General features: G+C 59.3%; 13 protein-coding genes. 11 read left to right on the top strand and 2 right to left on the bottom strand.

Translation table 11 applies throughout. The annotated features are described in order from the left end of the window. Window positions 1-253: 253 nt before the first annotated feature. The 9 genes from ASD36_RS11450 to ASD36_RS11410 all read left to right on the top strand — a co-directional run bounded on the left by ASD36_RS11450 (window position 254) and on the right by ASD36_RS11410 (window position 9,650). Window positions 254-1,027, top strand: coding sequence for a glucose 1-dehydrogenase (locus ASD36_RS11450; RefSeq protein ID WP_060510700.1), 774 nt, complete (start codon window positions 254-256; stop codon window positions 1,025-1,027). Window positions 1,028-1,067: 40 nt separating this feature from the next. After that, complete coding sequence (locus ASD36_RS11445; RefSeq protein ID WP_060510398.1) at window positions 1,068-2,117, top strand: ABC transporter ATP-binding protein; 1,050 nt, start codon at window positions 1,068-1,070, stop codon at window positions 2,115-2,117. Between the two features lie 61 nt (window positions 2,118-2,178). Continuing rightward, the gene (locus tag ASD36_RS11440; protein ID WP_347360125.1) at window positions 2,179-3,267 is read left to right on the top strand and encodes a PotD/PotF family extracellular solute-binding protein; all 1,089 of its coding nucleotides are present in this window, start codon (window positions 2,179-2,181) and stop codon (window positions 3,265-3,267) included. A 158-nt stretch (window positions 3,268-3,425) separates the two neighbouring features. After that, complete coding sequence (locus ASD36_RS11435) at window positions 3,426-4,370, top strand: ABC transporter permease (protein WP_060510394.1); 945 nt, start codon at window positions 3,426-3,428, stop codon at window positions 4,368-4,370. Beyond that, window positions 4,367-5,167 (top strand): ABC transporter permease, encoded by an 801-nt coding sequence (locus ASD36_RS11430; protein WP_060510392.1) that lies wholly within the window; start codon window positions 4,367-4,369, stop codon window positions 5,165-5,167. Before ASD36_RS11435 ends, ASD36_RS11430 begins: the two co-directional genes overlap by 4 nt. 44 nt (window positions 5,168-5,211) lie before the next feature. Further along, window positions 5,212-6,528 carry a histidinol dehydrogenase gene (gene hisD / locus ASD36_RS11425; protein WP_060510696.1) on the top strand — a complete coding sequence of 439 codons (1,317 nt, stop codon included), beginning with the start codon at window positions 5,212-5,214 and terminating at the stop codon, window positions 6,526-6,528. 2 nt (window positions 6,529-6,530) lie between these two features. Further along, on the top strand, window positions 6,531-7,559 hold the full coding sequence (locus tag ASD36_RS11420) for an alcohol dehydrogenase catalytic domain-containing protein (RefSeq protein WP_060510698.1): 1,029 nt from the start codon (window positions 6,531-6,533) through the stop codon (window positions 7,557-7,559). Beyond that, window positions 7,556-8,320: a histidine utilization repressor gene (gene hutC, locus ASD36_RS11415; RefSeq protein ID WP_060510390.1), complete on the top strand. Its 765-nt coding sequence runs from the start codon at window positions 7,556-7,558 to the stop codon at window positions 8,318-8,320. Before ASD36_RS11420 ends, hutC begins: the two co-directional genes overlap by 4 nt. Before the next feature lie 22 nt (window positions 8,321-8,342). Continuing rightward, window positions 8,343-9,650 carry a hypothetical protein gene (locus tag ASD36_RS11410; protein ID WP_060510388.1) on the top strand — a complete coding sequence of 436 codons (1,308 nt, stop codon included), beginning with the start codon at window positions 8,343-8,345 and terminating at the stop codon, window positions 9,648-9,650. A 160-nt stretch (window positions 9,651-9,810) separates the two neighbouring features. Here the strand turns inward: ASD36_RS11410 and ASD36_RS11405 are convergent, their stop codons facing one another. Both ASD36_RS11405 and ASD36_RS11400 read right to left on the bottom strand, forming a co-directional pair. Continuing rightward, on the bottom strand, window positions 9,811-11,127 hold the full coding sequence (locus ASD36_RS11405) for an amino acid permease (protein ID WP_060510386.1): 1,317 nt from the start codon (window positions 11,125-11,127) through the stop codon (window positions 9,811-9,813). Window positions 11,128-11,150: 23 nt separating this feature from the next. Then, entirely contained in the window at window positions 11,151-12,092 is a 942-nt protein-coding gene (locus tag ASD36_RS11400; RefSeq protein ID WP_244489795.1) for an amino acid ABC transporter substrate-binding protein, read from the bottom strand. A gap of 535 nt (window positions 12,093-12,627) precedes the next feature. Here ASD36_RS11400 and ASD36_RS11395 point away from each other — a divergent pair. Continuing rightward, window positions 12,628-14,928: an Orn/Lys/Arg decarboxylase N-terminal domain-containing protein gene (locus tag ASD36_RS11395; protein ID WP_060510382.1), complete on the top strand. Its 2,301-nt coding sequence runs from the start codon at window positions 12,628-12,630 to the stop codon at window positions 14,926-14,928. A gap of 174 nt (window positions 14,929-15,102) precedes the next feature. Further along, window positions 15,103-16,452 (top strand): putrescine-ornithine antiporter, encoded by a 1,350-nt coding sequence (potE, locus tag ASD36_RS11390; RefSeq protein ID WP_060510380.1) that lies wholly within the window; start codon window positions 15,103-15,105, stop codon window positions 16,450-16,452. Window positions 16,453-16,589 lie beyond the last annotated feature (137 nt).

Raw genomic sequence — 16,589 nt, 5'->3', positions numbered from 1 at the left:
CTGACGTTGTACGCGAAACTTGATTGATGCTGGTTTCTAAAAGAATGGCGATCAGGGAAGCGTCAACGTAGCGCGGAAGGCGATTTCGGCAGAGTGACCATAAGAAGGCGCATCGGCCACTCAAATCAAAATTGACTGCTTTTTGCCCACCTGTTCGACGAGCTTATTATTTGTACATATATGTATAGACAACCATTAAAAAAGGTGATGCTATACGGAGATAAAGCGAACAGTGGGACCTATGGCGAGCCCGATGAATGTACCGGCACTCTTCGATCTGACTGGGCGAAAAGCACTTGTGACGGGTGCAAGCCGTGGTCTCGGGCAGGCGATAGCTCAAGGGCTCGCGTCCGCCGGCGCGGATGTCGCAGTCACGGCGCGCGACGTCAAGGGGCTTGAGGAAACAAGAACCCGCATCAGCAATATGGGGAAGCGCTCTTTTGCCTACGCACACGATGTCCGCGACGTCGATTCCTGCTCCTCTGTGATTGACGCTGCCGCGCACGCTTTGGGCGGACTGGATATCCTGATCAACAATGCGGGATATGAAGAAATCCGGCCGGCGCTCGACGTTGATGAGGCATTGTGGGAGCGGATTGTATCGACCAATCTGAAGGGTGCTTTCTTTTGCGCGCAGGCGGCGGCGCGCAACATGGTCGCACTCGGCCAAGGTGGCGCTATCGTCAATCTCTGCTCACTGACCTCCTATGTTGGTGTTCCCACAGCAGCGCCTTACGGCTCCTCCAAGGCAGGCCTGATGGGCATGACCCATGCGCTTGCCGCGGAATGGGCGCAGCAGGGCATACGCGTCAACGCCATCGCTCCCGGCTATTTTCGCACTGCGATGACCGATGTCTTTTATCAGGACGGAGCATGGCAGGAAGCGATGCTGGAAAAGATTCCGCAGCGCCGCTTCGGCGAAATGGAAGACGTGGCGGGCGCGGTCGTCTTTCTTGCGAGCGATGCGTCGCGCTATGTGACGGGGCACTGCATACCGGTCGACGGCGGCTATCTTGCCTCGATCTAACATTTTACATGCGGCTGGAGCGCCGCTGAGGGAAAGCATGATGCCGGTTGTACTCAACGGATCGTCGATCAAAGCCAAATCGGAGGAGGCCGGTGTTGCCGTATCCGTCAAGGCGGTGAACATGGTCTATGACGGGGTCCATGCCGTCCGATCGGCGTCGTTCGATCTGGAGGCGGGCAAGTTCCTGACGATTCTGGGGCCCTCCGGCTCAGGAAAGACCACGCTGCTGCGATTGATCGCGGGTTTCCAGCGTCCGACAAGCGGCGAAATCTTCATTAACGGCGCGGCCGTCAGCGCTGTACCGCCGCATCGGCGGTCGATCGGCATGGTATTCCAGAAGCTGGCCTTGTTTCCGCATATGACTGCGGCGGAAAATGTCGCCTTTCCCCTGAAAATGCGGCGCAGTGATGCGCGTGACATCCCCGCACGGGTCGAACGCTACCTGGATATGGTGCGTCTTGGCGGTTACGGCGCGCGCCGGGTGCACGAATTGTCGGGCGGCCAGCAGCAGCGTGTTGCGATTGCCCGCGCGCTGGTATTCGAACCGGACCTGCTTTTGCTCGATGAACCGCTTGCAGCCCTCGACCGCAAATTGCGCGAGGAAATGCAACTCGAGTTCCGCCGCATCCAGCGCGAGCTCGGCGTGACCACGATCAACGTGACCCACGACCAGAGGGAGGCATTGGTCGTGTCCGACGAGATCATCGTCATGGACGGTGGGGAAATCCAGCAGAAGGCGCGGCCGGCCGAGACCTATCGGAGCCCCTCGAACGCTTTTGTTGCCAATTTTATAGGTGTTACGAATTTTCTCGATGCACAGGGCGGCGAGCGCCGGGCAATCCGGGCGGAAAAAATCCGCATCGCTGCCACCCGCGACGGGTTGGCCGGGACCGACATGATTGTCGAAGGGCTGGTCGTGGACGCCATTTTCGAGGGAGAGAGGGTCGTCTACGAGGTCCGGGTCGCATCGCTTGGCGATGCGCTGCTGCGGGTTTTCGATCACGATCCGTCTGCGCATAGCCAACTGGAGGCCGGATCTGCCGTTTGTCTCGGCTGGGCCGCCAGCGATGTCCTGGAATTCAAACCGTAAGCCGGAAAAACCGGTCAACCAGAGGAGAATGATTATGAGGGAAGATAAGCTGACATCCTTGATGCTTCGCCGCCGCCGGTTCCTGCAAGGCGCAGCCACAATCGGCGGCGTTGCGGGCCTGTCGTCGCTGGGCTTGTCCAGCGCTTTTGCGCAGGAGCCAGAAAAACCGAAGGAGTTGATCGTTCGCGCCTGGGGCGGGAGCTGGGTGGACGCGCTGAAGGCCGGCGTTTCCGATAGCTTTACCGCCAAGACCGGCATCGCAGTCCGCCACGATCTGACGGAAGACAACGAAATCCAGCCAAAGGTCTGGGCGGCCGTAGCCCAAGGCCGCGTGCCGCCGATCCATATCAACTGGGACACGACCACCAACGCCACGAAATCGGCGCTGCGCGGCGTCACCGAGGATCTGTCGGACCTTTCCAACCTGAAGAACACGACCGATCTTGCCAAACCGGTGGGTCTGGACGGGTATCCGATCGTCAACACCTACGGTTATGTCTATGTCCTTGCCTACCGTCCGGATGCCTTTCCCAACGGTGCGCCGAAGTCCTGGAAGGACTTGCTTGATCCCAAGTACAAGGGCCGCATCGCGCTCTACAATGACGGCATCGGCTTCCATTTCCCCGCGCAGGTCGCTGGCGGCGGCAAGCTTGAGGATATTCCGGCCAACATGCAGCCAGCGTGGGATTTCGTCGCCAAGATGAAGGAACAGCAGCCGCTGCTCGGTGAAGACCCGGATTTTACCACGTGGTTCCAGAAGGGCGAGATCGACGCGGCCTGCACGATTTCCACCAATGCGCGCGAAGCCAAGAAAAACGGCATCGATATCAAGTGGATCGTGCCGGAAGAAGGGGCCAAGTTCGATACGGATGGCCTCTGGATCCCGAAGGGTCTGCCGGCAAACGAGCTTTACTGGGCGAAGGAGTATATCAACCACTCGCTGACGGTCGAGGCCCAGCAGATCTGGCTTGACGGGCTCGGTCTGCCGGGCGTTGTGCCGGGCGTCAATCCGCCCGCCGATCTCGTCGACGATCCCTCCTATCCCACCACTGAAGACGCTTTCAAACACCTGATCCGCATCTCCTCCAAGGTGCAGGTGGAAAACGAAAGCGAGTGGTTCTCGAAGTTCAAGGCCATCATGCAGGGTTGAGCCCTCGGATGCCCTAATATTTCCCTCTCCCCGGTGGGGAGAGGGAGCGAGCGTGTCTGCCTCCCGGTCCTTCTCCCTGTTTACGCAGGAAAGGTGGCCAACAGACCGGATGAGGGAGCGCTCCCGAGCACGGACACAGGTACCGAACAAGGACTGACATGCGAGCGGCGAAATCTGCCTATCCCCTGACCTGGCGCATCATGGATGCACTGGAAGCCTTCGCGGCCTTCGTCTGGCCCGCGCGCTTCGGCCGCGCAATACCGTGGCTGATGCTCGCGCCCGCGCTGCTGCTTGTCGGTCTTCTGGTGCTGGGTCTCTGGCTGATCGGCGATGCCAGCCTGCGGACATTGGATACGAGCACGTTCCTGATGTCGGAAACCTATACGCTTGCGAACTACCGGCGGGCCTTCACCGAAAGCCTGTTTGCGGTCGTTGCCTGGCGCAGCCTGGCAGGATCGCTGATGGTCACGGCCGCCACCCTCATTCTCGCCTTTCCCTATGCCTATGTGATGGTGCGCACGTCCTCTCCGGTCATCCGCAAGCTCTTGCTGATCGCGCTGTTTCTACCCTTCTTCATCGGCCAGGTTGTGCGGGCCTATGGCTGGCTGATCATTCTGGGCAATCAGGGCATGGTCAATGAGGCCCTTAGTCTTGTCGGCATCGCGCCGATCCGCCTTCTTTACAACTACTGGGCCGTGCTTTTCGGCCTTGTTCAGTACATGCTGCCCTTCGCCGTCTTGATGCTGGCTCCGGCGCTTACCGCCATTCCAGAAGAGCTGGAAGCCGCTGCTGGCTCCCTTGGGGCCGACTGGCTTCGTACATTCCGTCACGTGGTGCTGCCGCTTGCCAGACCAGGGCTGGTTGGTGCCGGACTGGTGGTGCTGACATTATCGCTCACCGATTTCGCGATGCCCGCGATCCTCGGTGGCGGCAGCCAGGATTTTATCGCCAACGCCATCTACGATCAGTTCTTCCGCACGTCGGATCAGGGACTGGGTTCTACGCTGGCGCTCCTGCTCGTCGCTACCGGTTCCTTGCTGGTGGGGCTGGTCTTCACTCTGTTCGGTGCCGGCACGCTGGCCATGGGGAGGGCGCGCCAATGACCGCTCCCTTGAGCAAAACCATCGTTCTCTGGATTTTCGTCGTCGCAGTACTCGTTCTTCTGTCGGCGCCGACAATCGTAATTCTTGGGGCCTCGTTCACGTCCGGAAACATTATCACTTTTCCGCCGGAGGGTTTTTCCCTCAAATGGTATGAGAAGATCGCCACCTCGCGGGATCTGTGGGATGCTTTCCTGCGTTCCCTTTATGTGTCGGCAATCTGCACGGTCGTCGCCATCCCGGTGGGGACGCTGGCTGGTATCGCGCTTGCAAAATACGCAATCCGTTTTGAAAAGTCGGTGCAAATCTATCTTCTGCTGCCGTTCACCATCCCGCTCATCGGTTCTGGCATCGGATTGATGCTGATCTTCGGTGAGGCGAGGCTTCTGGGCCAGCTCTGGCCAGTCGGGCTTGCTTGCTGCGTCATCAACCTGCCGTTCATGATCTGGGCCGTAACCGCAAGCGCCTCCAGCCTTGATCCCGACCTTGAGCTCGCCGCCGCCAGTTGTGGTGCGCCACCGCTCTCCACTTTCTTTCACGTAACTCTGCCCGCTGTAATGCCCGGGGTCATCAGCGGGTCGCTGTTGATGTTCATTCTGGCGCTGAATGAGTTCCTGGTGAGCCTGCTTCTGACGGATGCGCGTATCGTCACCTTGCCGGTCCAGATCTATAATTCCATCCGTTCCATCATCACGCCGGATCTTGCGGCGATCTCGGTGGTCTTCATCGCCTGTGCGGCGCTGGCGATCGTTCTGCTTGATCGTTTCGTCGGTCTTGAAATCTTCCTCAAATCCAAATGACGCAGAAGCCGGCGGGTTGCGCCGGCGAAACGGGAAAAACAGCCATGTCAGATGTTTCCTTTCACGATCTTTCCGCATTGGATGCGCCGAGCCGCGCAGCGCTCTTGCGCCGCTCGGAGACCGACCTCTCCGGCTTCATGGAAACGGTGAAGCCGATCATCGAAGCGGTTCGCGTCGAGGGCGACGCAGCCCTGGTGCGCTATGCGCGCGATCTGGACAAGGCGGACCTGGACGAGAGCCAGCTCAAAGCGACGGAAGCCGAATTCGACGCCGCTTTCGATCTGGTGGAAGAGGATGTCATTGCGGCCATCCGGTTCGGCATTGACAATATCCGGCGCTTTCACGAGGTGCAGAAACCGGAACCGATGTGGCTGAAGGAAATGCGCCCCGGCGCCTATGCCGGCGATCGCTTCACCCCGATCCGGTCCGTTGCGCTCTACGTTCCACGCGGCAAGGGCGCATTCCCTTCGGTGACCATGATGACGGCCGTTCCCGCCGTCGTCGCCGGTGTGCCGGAGATCGCCATTGTCACGCCGCCGGCGCCGGATGGCTCCGTGGATGCCGCGACGTTGGTTGCAGCGCGTCTCGCCGGTGTCGCCAACGTCTACAAGGTGGGCGGTGCACAGGCAGTGGCGGCTGTCGCCTATGGCACGCAGACCATCAAGCCGGCGCTGAAGATCGTTGGCCCGGGAAGCCCGTTCGTGGTCGCGGCCAAGCGGCTTTTGTCCGGCGTCATCGATCCGGGCCTGCCTGCCGGCCCGTCCGAGGCTGTCATCTTTGCCGATGATACGGTGAAAGGGGGCCTTGCGGCGCTCGACCTTCTGGTCGAAGCCGAGCACGGCCCGGATTCATCCGCCTACCTCGTTACCCATAGCCGCCGGGTCGCAGACGAGGCTCTTGCCGCCTTGCCCGATCACTGGGCCCGCATGACCGAACAACGGGTCGCGTTCTCGAAAGCGGTGCTCACCGGCCGCTGTGGCGGCATCGTGCTCACGTCCTCCCTTGAAGAAAGCTATCGCTTCATCAACGACTATGCGCCGGAACATCTGGAAATCCTCTCGGCCGATCCCTTCGCCCATCTAGGCCATATCACGGAAGCCGCGGAAATCCTGATGGGACCGCATACGCCGGTCTCGATTGGCAATTTCGGTCTCGGACCCAACGCCGTTCTGCCGACAAGCCGCTGGGCACGTACCTATGGACCGTTATCGGTGGCCGATTTCGTCAAACGCTCGTCGATCGGTTACGTCACCGCATCGGCCTATCCGGAGTTTGCAAGACACGCCCGTACGTTGGCCCGCTACGAGGGTTTTTCCTCGCATGAGCATGCGGTCTCTGATGTTCGCAAGGACTATCTATGAAGATGAAAGCGGCAAGGCTGTACGCTGCAGGTGATATTCGGGTCGAGGATATCGAAATCCCCGGCACGCTTGCGCCCGGCTGGGTCCGCGTCGCTGTTACCGCCGCTGGCATCTGCGGCTCCGATCTTCACAATTTTCGCACGGGGCAGTGGATCACACGATCGCCTTCGGTTGCAGGCCACGAGTTTGCCGGCGTGGTGACCGAGGTCGGAGCTGGCGTTCGTGAGTTCAGCGCCGGCGATACCGTCGTTGCCGATTCCCGGTTCTGGTGCGGCGAATGTTCTGCCTGCCGAAGCGGCCGGCAGAATATCTGCGATCATCTCGGCTTCGTTGGAGAAATCTGCGACGGTGGCTTCGCGGAGCAAGTGGCATTGCCGGCGCGGTTGCTGGTGAAACATGATCCGGCGCTTGATCCTGCGATCGCGGCCATGGCCGAGCCGCTGGCTGTTGCCCTGCATGCGGTGCGCCGGCAGGCCGTTCCGGCGGGCGAGCCAGTTCTCGTTATCGGCTGCGGCCCGATCGGAGGCCTTGCCGCTCTTCTGCTGTCGCGCCTTCATGATGGCCCGATCCTTGTCTGCGACCGCAACGCGGATCGCGCAGAGCTGGTTGCGCGGGTGGCCGCGGCCGCAAGTGTCACTCTCGACACAGAATCTCTCCACGACGCGCTTTCTGGACGGGTGATACGCTATGCGCTCGATGCGACGGGCCATATCGATGTCCTGAGGCAGGTTATCGCCCTTCTTGGTGGCGGCGGTTCACTGACGTTGGTCGGCATCACGCACGGCCGCATTGAGCTTGACCCGAACTTGCTCGTCGAGCGCGAAATAGCGCTCGTCGGCTGTCACGCCTTTACCAGCGAGTTGCCGGAGGCGGTCGCCATGCTTTCTGGACTGTCGGCCGCCCTTGCCGAGTTGGTCGATCGGGAAATCGCGGTGGATGCCATACCGCAGGCCTATGAACGCCTTCTCAACGGGGACGCAACGGGTCTCAAAACGATCGTTCGGTTTACCCAAGACGAGTACCGCCCGTGAGCCAATCCCCCGACGCAAAGCCGGCTGCGACGAAGCCACTGACGGACAATGCGAGCCCGCTCTACGAGAAGGTCAAGGACTATGTCCTTGCGCATATCGGCAGCGGCGAATGGGACAAGAACCGCAAGCTGCCATCCGAGCATGATCTGGTGGCGGCACTCGGCGTTTCGCGCATGACCATTCATAGGGCACTGCGCGAGTTGACATCCGAGGGCTATCTTCTGCGCATCCAGGGGGTAGGAACATTCGTCGCGCCACCCAAACCGCAATCGACCCTGATCGAGGTCGCCAACATCGCCAACGAGATCAGCGGGCGTGGCGGAGAACATCGGGCCGAGGTCATTCTTCTCGAGACTATAAGGCCGGAAATCGAACTCCTGGCAGCCTTCGAAGCCGGTAGGCAGATTCGCATTGCCCATTCGATTGTCGTCCATTTCGACAGCGGCATCCCTGTCCAGGTGGAGGAGCGTTTCGTCAACTCCGAACTCGTGCCGGACTATGAGCAGCAAGACTTCGCCGTCATGACCACTTACGACTATCTCCAGCGTTCGACGCCGATGACCGAAGTGGAACATGTCATTTCCGCCATCGGTGCGGATGCGGGAACCGCACGGCTGCTGAAGCTAGAAGAGGGGGCCCCCTGCCTGCTTCTTCACCGCCGCACCTGGTCCGGGACAAAGGTCGCGACGGTGAACCGGCTTACCTATGCCGGCAACCGGTATTCCCTTGGCAGCCGCTATGCGCCGTCATCGTTGAAGTAACGTTAGAGACTGGAAGATGAAGATGACCGAAAGCAACAGCAGGACAGCGGATATTCGCCGGATGGCGCGAACCGATGAACCGGCGGCAACAGCACTTCTGGCCGGCCTGCTTCTGGATCTGTTTTCACTGAAGGCGGAGCAGGTCCGCATCAATCACGATCAGTACAGCCTGAATTCACTGAATGGCTTTTTCGACGCCGGCGGCCAGTCTTTCTTCTTCAAATTTCATCAGGAGGACGGTGAAGAGGCGATGTCCGGCGAATATTATCGAGCGGACATTCTTGCGCGCGCGGGCCTGCCTGTTGACCAGCCGCTCTATATGTCGGTTCTGCCGGGCGAACAGATCCTCATTTACCGCCGGCGCAGCGACCCGCGCTTTTCCGATGTGCTGCGTGCGCTGGATCTCCGGCCGGACCCGGCGGCGGAATCCAAAGCCGTCGCTGCCGAGCAGGCTCTTTCTGCCCGGGTGCTGTCTGTCTATCTCGAAACCCTGCATGCGGTGACGCCACAGGAGGTGGCGGCCGAGCCGATCCATAGGCTGTTCTACGACAGGCTGACCGACCCGCTATCCGGCGCCATTCCGGGCGGGCGCTACAAAAATTTCTATGTCGGTCAGCAGTTTCTTCTTCCAGGCGTGGATCTTGACTGGGAAACTTTTTCGAAAGCCCGGATCGTCATCAATGGCAAGCGCTATCGTTACAGCTTCGGAGAACTCTTCGACCTTGCGAGCGTCCGCTTGAGACCTGACCAGCTTGCTGACGCGGGTGGCGTTGTCGCGCATGGCGATGCGCACAATGCGAATGTCTGGTACACGGAGGCGGATGGCCGGGCTCAGCTGTCCTATTTCGATCCGGCCTTTGCTGGGCAGAACGTGCCTTCGCTTCTGGCTGAGGTAAAGACGACCTTCCATAATATTTTCGCACATCCGCTGTGGCTCTACGATCCAGCTGAAGCCGAAAAACGATATTCGGGAGTTGCACGCTACGAGGCTGGAACACTTTTCCTGGAAACCGACTGGGATTTGAGCGCGGTGCGAGGCAAATTGCTGGACGTGAAAGCCGACAATATGTGGTGTCCTCTTTTGAGCGCGATGGATGCCCGGGGCATGCTTCCGCACGATTGGCGCCGCGTCATCCGGCTTGCACTTTTCCTGTGCCCGACGCTTGTGATGAATATCAGGGCCGGGGCATCGAGCCACAACCCGACCTCTTCGCTCGTCGCAATCGCCGTGGCCGTCATGGTTGGGAGCGAACCGGAGACAGGGAGCGACATGATGTCACGGTTTCTGGATCGTATTGATCCCGCTTTCGATTGTGTTTCTGAAACCTGATCAAAGCTGGTCCGGGTGGAATGGGCGCGGTGGCCGGACGCACCATAGCCCAGAGCGTGCCTTCAAACCTGGCAAGTCAATCTTTCGAACAAGCCCGCCGGTAGCGCTGCTATCATTGAGGCCGCTTTGCCACGTGGATCGCGACGGGAACGGAAAATGCTTAAAGCTTGGCGTCGACCTTTCCGTTCTCGCGGTCCGTGAACGCAAGGAAGACGCGGAACAACGGGGCTGTTGCCAGTCCAAGCGCCATGCTGATCGCGACGGCGGTTCCGGCTGAAACGATGATGACAGCCAGGCAGTAGGCGATGACCATCAAGGCGACCCAGATCAGGGAGCGGCCCGTCAACCCCCGCTGCGTATAATACGCAACGGAGACGGCTGCAAAGATGTAGGGCGTCAGCACCAAAAGCACGGAGATATCGGCAAGTGTCATGAATGCCTCGCCGACGGTGGGCGACAGCGTGAGAAGCACAATCGCGGTCATGCCGATCGCAACGATGGCAAGCCCACGTACAGGCACGCCACGCGAGTCTGTTTTGGAAAAAAGTGCAGGGAACAGGCCGTCGCGCGCGGTGGCAAGCGCGGTTTCCGCATTGATGAGGGTCCATCCGCCAAGGCAGCCGGAGGCCTTCATGATGGCGCAGATTGTGATGATGATCGCGCCCGAGGGACCAAAGACCCGCATCGCGGCATCGGCAAACGGAGCGGTGGAGTGGCGCAACTCGTCGTTGGGCATCAGCCCCATTATGGCGGTTGTCGTGACGACATAGACGAGCGCGGCAATCGATACCCCGAACAGTGTGGCCCGGGCGACGTTGCGCGAAGGATTTTCGACGACTGCAGCCGCGACGGAAGCGCTTTCGACACCCATGAAAGCCCAGAACATGATGGAGACTGCCGAAGACACGGCGTGAACCTCGTTGAGGCCAGCCGGATTCCATCCTGCTACAAAGATCTCGGGATCGAAGAAGAACCATCCGCAGACACCGACAAGTGCGATCGGTCCAATCCCCAGGATTGTCGTGATGGTTTCCATCTTGGTGACGACGCGTGGGCCGATCATGTTCAGGCCGGCCGCCAGCCAAATGAGCGTGATTGTACTGCAAGCCCCCCAATAGGGGTCCTTCAGAAATGGCAGGAAGACCGTCAGATAACCGGTGATTGACGTGGCGATGGCAATGTTGGCGATGACATTCGAAAACCAGTACAGCAGATTGCACTGGAATCCCGCGAAATCGCCGAGCCCCTCACGCGCGTAGGCGTAAGGCCCGCCAGCGACGGGGCGAATCTTGCCGAGACGGGCAAAGAGATAGCCGAGCAGGAACGCGCCGGGGACTGTGATCAACCATCCAAGCGTTGCGATATTCCCGATGCTGCCCATGATTGTCGGCATCATGAATATGCCTGCGCCGATCATGTTGCCGGCAACCAGCATGGTTGCGGAGAACAAGCCGATCTGTCGCGCGTCGGATGCCATTTTCAAAACTCCCTGGCGAGCCGTTAATCAGGAATTGCCTGCGCGAGTATTTCCGTTCTGATGACCGGCGCCTCGCTGCCGAAATAGGTTTGAAGAAGTTTGGCGAATTCGTCGCTCCGATAGAATTCCGACAGCATTCGATCAACCCGCAGGCGCAATTCCGGATCATCGCGTCGCATGGCGATGCCATAGGATTCATGGGTCAGCAATCGCCGTCCGATGATCAGGTCCGATGAAGACTGTGCTTTCTTGAGAAGGTCGCCCAGCAAGGCGCGGTCGGCGAAATAGGCATCGATCCTGCGTGTTTCGAGGGCAACCAGGCCTTCCTCATGCTTGCTGAAATCGATCACCGACGCACTATAGGCTCCTTCCGCGATGGCTTGGCGCAATCTGGCTTCCGTCGTTGAGCCAGAGTGGACGCCAATCAGGCTGGTTGCAAAAGCGCGCATTTGCGGAGAACGGGGCGGACTGATCGGTCGTTCTCCAAAAAATAGCTCACGGAGATCGCTTGGAGAGTCATCTCGCAGCAATGCGCTGGCGCCCGTGAGGAAGATTGGCTGAGAAAAATCCACGAGCGCGCGACGAGCGAGATTGATTGTGAGCGCGCCACAGGCAAGGTCGATCCGGTGTTCAGCGACTGCATTGAACGCATCTGCCAATGTCGTCTCGACATATTCCGGCGGTTGGGCCGGGCTCATTCCAGCAGCGATCCTGTTGCAGAGATCAATCGCATAGCCTTGTGGAATGCCATCCGGGCCGCGGGAAGAAAATGGCGCCTGATCAGCAACATACCCGATTTTCACGGGCGCATGCGAAGTCGTCTCGGCAAACGCCTCCGGCGCTGCGAGCGCACCAAGCATCAAGCATAGAACCAGAACTATCTGCATTCGCCTCATGGGCCGATCCGCTAAAAACCAGCAAGCCACAGGTTCAAAGACGCTCCCGGCTCCACCAATGATAGGCACGCTGTTTCGTCCGGTGCAAGCCCTCTGCCACATTCGCGGGCTGAAAGGGGGCAAATCATCGAACCAGCAAGGTGGCGGCAAAAATTACAGCGAATGTTACAGCGAATGTTACTGTAACGTACTTGCGATGCTCTCTAGGCTGCAGAAAAATACAACCGAACGCAGCAATGCCTGAGGAATTCAATATGGTCTCCGTAGTGTCGCCTCGCCTTTTCCGTCTTTTCTTTCCAAGTGCGCGGTCGTGGCTGTAGATGTCAGCGCGTACCTTTTCGGTAGCTACGACACCGATACTTAGGAAAGCTAGATTCGCGGTATCCTCTATGCGGTCTCGGTCCTGGCGAACTTGGCCTCCACGGCGTCTGAGCCAGCGACATCAGATCGTGGACCAACGCGATGCAAAGCCCAGCGTGCGATACTACGATTGCGACAACGATAGTGAGGACCAGCCGCTCGGCTGCCTGCGTCTTTATCGAGATTTTCAAGCCAGTACCTCCTCCGGCCTCAAATCATATCTGCTTACACGAGGGAGAACCCCATGAGAAATTCAGATGGAAGTCGACGTCTCGGCATGACGGCCCTTGTAGCCGATGATGAAATTGCGTCGGAGACTGCTGCGGGACGCGCAGTGCGTGCGCTCATTGCGGAGCTCGAACGGCGCGATATCGCTGTTGTCACAGCCACAACGGATGAGGATGCCATCTCCGTCATCCGCTCCGACCCGTCGCTTCAATGCATCCTTCTCGATTGGGATCTCGGACCGTCCGGTCACGATCCGTCGATAGCTGTGGTCGAGGCCTTGCGCCAGCGTAATGCCAAGGTTCCAGTGTTTCTGCTGGCGGATCGCAGCGTCGCATCCACCGTGTCGGCTGAAATCATGAGTAAGGTTGATGATTTCGTCTGGCTGCTGGAGGATACGACAGATTTTGTTGGCGGACGCATCCAGGCGGCGATCGAACGCTACCGCTCGACCGTTCTGCCCCCTATGTTCGGTGCGCTCGCCCGGTTTTCACAGGTTTATGAATATTCCTGGCACACACCGGGCCATACGGGCGGTACGGCATTTCTCAAGACCACCGCCGGACGGGCCTTTTTCGAATATTTCGGAGAACCACTGTTCCGATCCGATCTTTCCATCTCGGTTGGAGATCTGGGCTCGCTTCTTGATCATTCCGGACCGATCGGCGCCAGCGAGAAATATGCGGCGCGTGTATTCGGCTCCCATCGCACCTATCACGTGACGAACGGGTCTTCGACGTCCAACCGCATTATCCTCATGGCCAGCGTCGGCCGGGACCAGATCGCGCTATGTGACCGCAACTGCCACAAATCGGCCGAGCATGCGATGACCATGTCGGGCGCGATCCCGACATATCTGGTGCCGACCCGCAACCATTACGGCATCATCGGCCCGATCCCGCCCGAAAGGCTGACGGCTGTCGCCATCCGCAAATCCATCGACGCCAATCCGCTTGCGAACGGCATCGAGGATCGTGAACCTAAACATGCGATCATCACCAACTCGACCTATGACGGCCTCTGCTACAATGTAACGAGAGTAGAAGAACTTCTGGGCGCCAGCGTCAACCGACTGCATTTCGACGAGGCGTGGTACGGCTATGCGCGCTTCAACCCAATATATCGCGATCGGCATGCAATGCATGGTGATCCTCGCGAACACGGCGCGGACCGGCCCACTGTCTTTGCGACACATTCCACCCACAAGCTGCTGGCTGCCTTGTCGCAGGCGTCCTTTATCCACGTTCGCGATGGCAAGAACCCGATTCCACACGGGCTATTCAACGAGACGTTCATGATGCACGCCTCGACCTCGCCCAACTACGCCATCATCGCTTCCAATGACGTTTCGGCCGCCATGATGGACGGGCCGGGCGGCGCGGCCTTGACCACTGAGTCGATCGAAGAGGCTGTGGCGTTCCGCCAGATGATTGGCCGGCTGAACAGCGAATTCGCTGACAAGAGCGAATGGTTCTTCGACTGCTGGCAGCCCGATAGCGTCACCGATCCGAAAACCGGACGCAAACAGCTTTTCCACGAAGCATCGGCCGAGGCACTCACGACAAGCCCTTCCTGCTGGGTGTTGAAGCCCGGTGCTGCATGGCATGGTTTCGGCGACATCGAAGACGGTTATTGCATGCTCGATCCGATCAAGGTTTCGATAGTGACGCCCGGTGTGGCCCCAGGCGGCGGATTGATGCCGGTCGGTATTCCCGCGAGCATCGTCACATCCTATCTGTCGAACCGCGGCATCGTTGCCGAGAAGACGACCGATTTCACGATCCTCTTCCTGTTCTCCATCGGCATTACCAAAGGAAAATGGGGCTCTTTGGTAAGCGCACTGTGCGACTTCAAGCGTGACTACGACGCCAATGTTTCCCTGGAGGTCGCTCTGCCGGACCTGATGGAAAACCACAGCGATCGCTACGCCGGCATGGGCCTCAAGGACCTCGCCGATACGATGTTCTCAGCTATGGACCAGTTCAAGACCACCGAGATGATGGCGGCCGGGTTTTCGGTCTTGCCCGTTCCGGATATGAGCCCGGTACGGGCTTATGAGCGGCTCGTCCGAGGCGAGGTTGAGCAGGTGAAGCTCGATGCGCTCGCCGGTCGCACGGTCGCAACCGGCGTGGTTCCCTATCCCCCGGGCATTCCGCTGCTTATGCCCGGCGAAAATGCGGGACCCGCTGACGGTCCACTGCTTGGCTACCTCAAGGCGCTGGAAGCCTATGATCTTCGCTTCCCAGGTTTTACCCACGACACCCACGGCGTGGAGGTGGAAGACGGTTACTATCATGTCTACTGCCTGACCCAGAGCTGATCGGTTCCATGCATTTGGCGGCGATGGATTTCTTGCCAAGCACCGCCCGCAATAGACATCCCGCAGCGAAAAAGGGCTGCGGGATGTTTTCAAACACTGCTTTCAACATGATGTTCATCAACGGCTTGAACCAACGCGGCAGTTACCGTCTGAGAATTTTTCGAGGGGGTTGAGATGAGTGCAACGCAAAGCAAAATGACGGTCACACAGCTGACCATTTTGACAGCAGTCAACATGATGGGATCGGGCATCATCCTATTGCCCGCCAAACTCGCCGAGGTCGGCACCATTTCGATCTTTTCCTGGATCATAACGGCGGGGGGGTCGCTTGCTCTGGCTTACGCCTTTGCGCGCTGCGGCATGCTGAGCCGCAAGCCGGGGGGGATGGGCGGTTATGCCGAATATGCCTTCGGCAAGGCCGGAAACTATATGGCGAACTACACTTACGGCCTTTCGCTGGTGATCGCCAATGTGGCCATCGCCATTACAGCCGTCGGCTATGGAACGGTTTTGTTCGGTGCAACGCTCACCCCGTTGCAGACGGGATTGTGGACCATCTTCCTGCTCATCCTGACAACCGTCGCCAATTTCGGCGGCGCAAAGATCACTGGCCGTATCGGTGCGGTTACCGTCTGGGGCGTCATCATCCCCGTCGTGGTGGTTTCGCTTCTCGGCTGGTTCTGGTTCAGCAGCGCCACCTGGGTTGCTGCCTGGAATCCGCACAATCTGGATTTCCTGCCGGCGGTTGGCGGCTCCATATCCATCACGCTGTGGGCGTTCCTTGGGCTGGAATCGGCCTGCGCCAACGCCGATGCGGTGGAAAATCCGGAACGCGATGTGCCGATCGCCGTGTTGGGCGGAACGATCGCCGCCGCCATCATCTACATCGTGTCCACCAATGTCATTGCCGGGATGATCCCCAATGCCGAGCTTGCTGCGTCGAGCGCGCCGTTCGGACTGGCATTCGCGCAGATGTTCAACCCGACGATCGGCAGTGTCGTCACCGCACTGATGGTCCTTGCCTGCGTCGGCTCATTGCTCGGCTGGCAGTTCACCGTCGCCCAGGTCTTCAAGAGTTCTGCCGATGTCGGCTACTTCCTGCCGATTTTCGGCAAGGCAACGCGCGCCGGAACGCCCATCGTCTGCATGATCATTCTTCTGGTCGCGCAAGTCGGTTTGGCGCTGATGACCATCAGCCCGGAACTGAGCAGCCAGTTTCAGAAGGTGGTCGATCTCGCCGTCGTCACCAACCTGGTGCCCTACATCATGTCGATGGCGGCGCTTATCACCATCCAGAAGATTGCAGGCGTGCCGGAAGGCAAGGCACTGATGACTAACATCATCGCGATGATTGCGACGGCCTACAGTTTCTACGCACTGATCAGTTCCGGCGAGCAGGCGCTGATGCTGGGTGGCCTCTGCATCTTCGCCGGCTGGACGCTCTTCGGTTTCGTAAGCGCCCGTTTCTACCGGATGGAAGTGGAGGCTCACGTCAAGGATCCTGGTAAATCGATGCAGGTCTGAGGTGGGGCCTTCACCGTCGATTTTGAAAAACAGGCGCCCGGGGTAGCAGAGGCCCCGGGTTACCTGCAGCAGAGTTCGAAGGACGTTCCGCTGCGCCGGACTCGACCTTGGCGCGTCCCCGTTGACGAGATCCGCAG

Origin of the sequence: Rhizobium sp. Root1334, from assembly GCF_001426665.1 — a bacterium.
GTDB lineage: Bacteria > Pseudomonadota > Alphaproteobacteria > Rhizobiales > Rhizobiaceae > Pararhizobium.
Note: the sequence above shows the minus strand (reverse complement) of the source record. Positions and strands in the feature narration are given on the sequence as shown.

Coding starts and splice junctions, on each gene's coding strand:
- ASD36_RS11435 (WP_060510394.1), top strand. CDS start 3,426: ATGCGAGCGGCGAAATCTGCCTATCCCCTGACCTGGCGCATCATGGAT.
- ASD36_RS11440 (WP_347360125.1), top strand. CDS start 2,179: ATGCTTCGCCGCCGCCGGTTCCTGCAAGGCGCAGCCACAATCGGCGGC.
- ASD36_RS11395 (WP_060510382.1), top strand. CDS start 12,628: ATGAGAAATTCAGATGGAAGTCGACGTCTCGGCATGACGGCCCTTGTA.
- ASD36_RS11445 (WP_060510398.1), top strand. CDS start 1,068: ATGCCGGTTGTACTCAACGGATCGTCGATCAAAGCCAAATCGGAGGAG.
- ASD36_RS11405 (WP_060510386.1), bottom strand. CDS start 11,127: ATGGCATCCGACGCGCGACAGATCGGCTTGTTCTCCGCAACCATGCTG.
- ASD36_RS11410 (WP_060510388.1), top strand. CDS start 8,343: ATGACCGAAAGCAACAGCAGGACAGCGGATATTCGCCGGATGGCGCGA.
- potE (WP_060510380.1), top strand. CDS start 15,103: ATGAGTGCAACGCAAAGCAAAATGACGGTCACACAGCTGACCATTTTG.
- ASD36_RS11430 (WP_060510392.1), top strand. CDS start 4,367: ATGACCGCTCCCTTGAGCAAAACCATCGTTCTCTGGATTTTCGTCGTC.
- ASD36_RS11450 (WP_060510700.1), top strand. CDS start 254: ATGAATGTACCGGCACTCTTCGATCTGACTGGGCGAAAAGCACTTGTG.
- ASD36_RS11420 (WP_060510698.1), top strand. CDS start 6,531: ATGAAAGCGGCAAGGCTGTACGCTGCAGGTGATATTCGGGTCGAGGAT.
- hisD (WP_060510696.1), top strand. CDS start 5,212: ATGTCAGATGTTTCCTTTCACGATCTTTCCGCATTGGATGCGCCGAGC.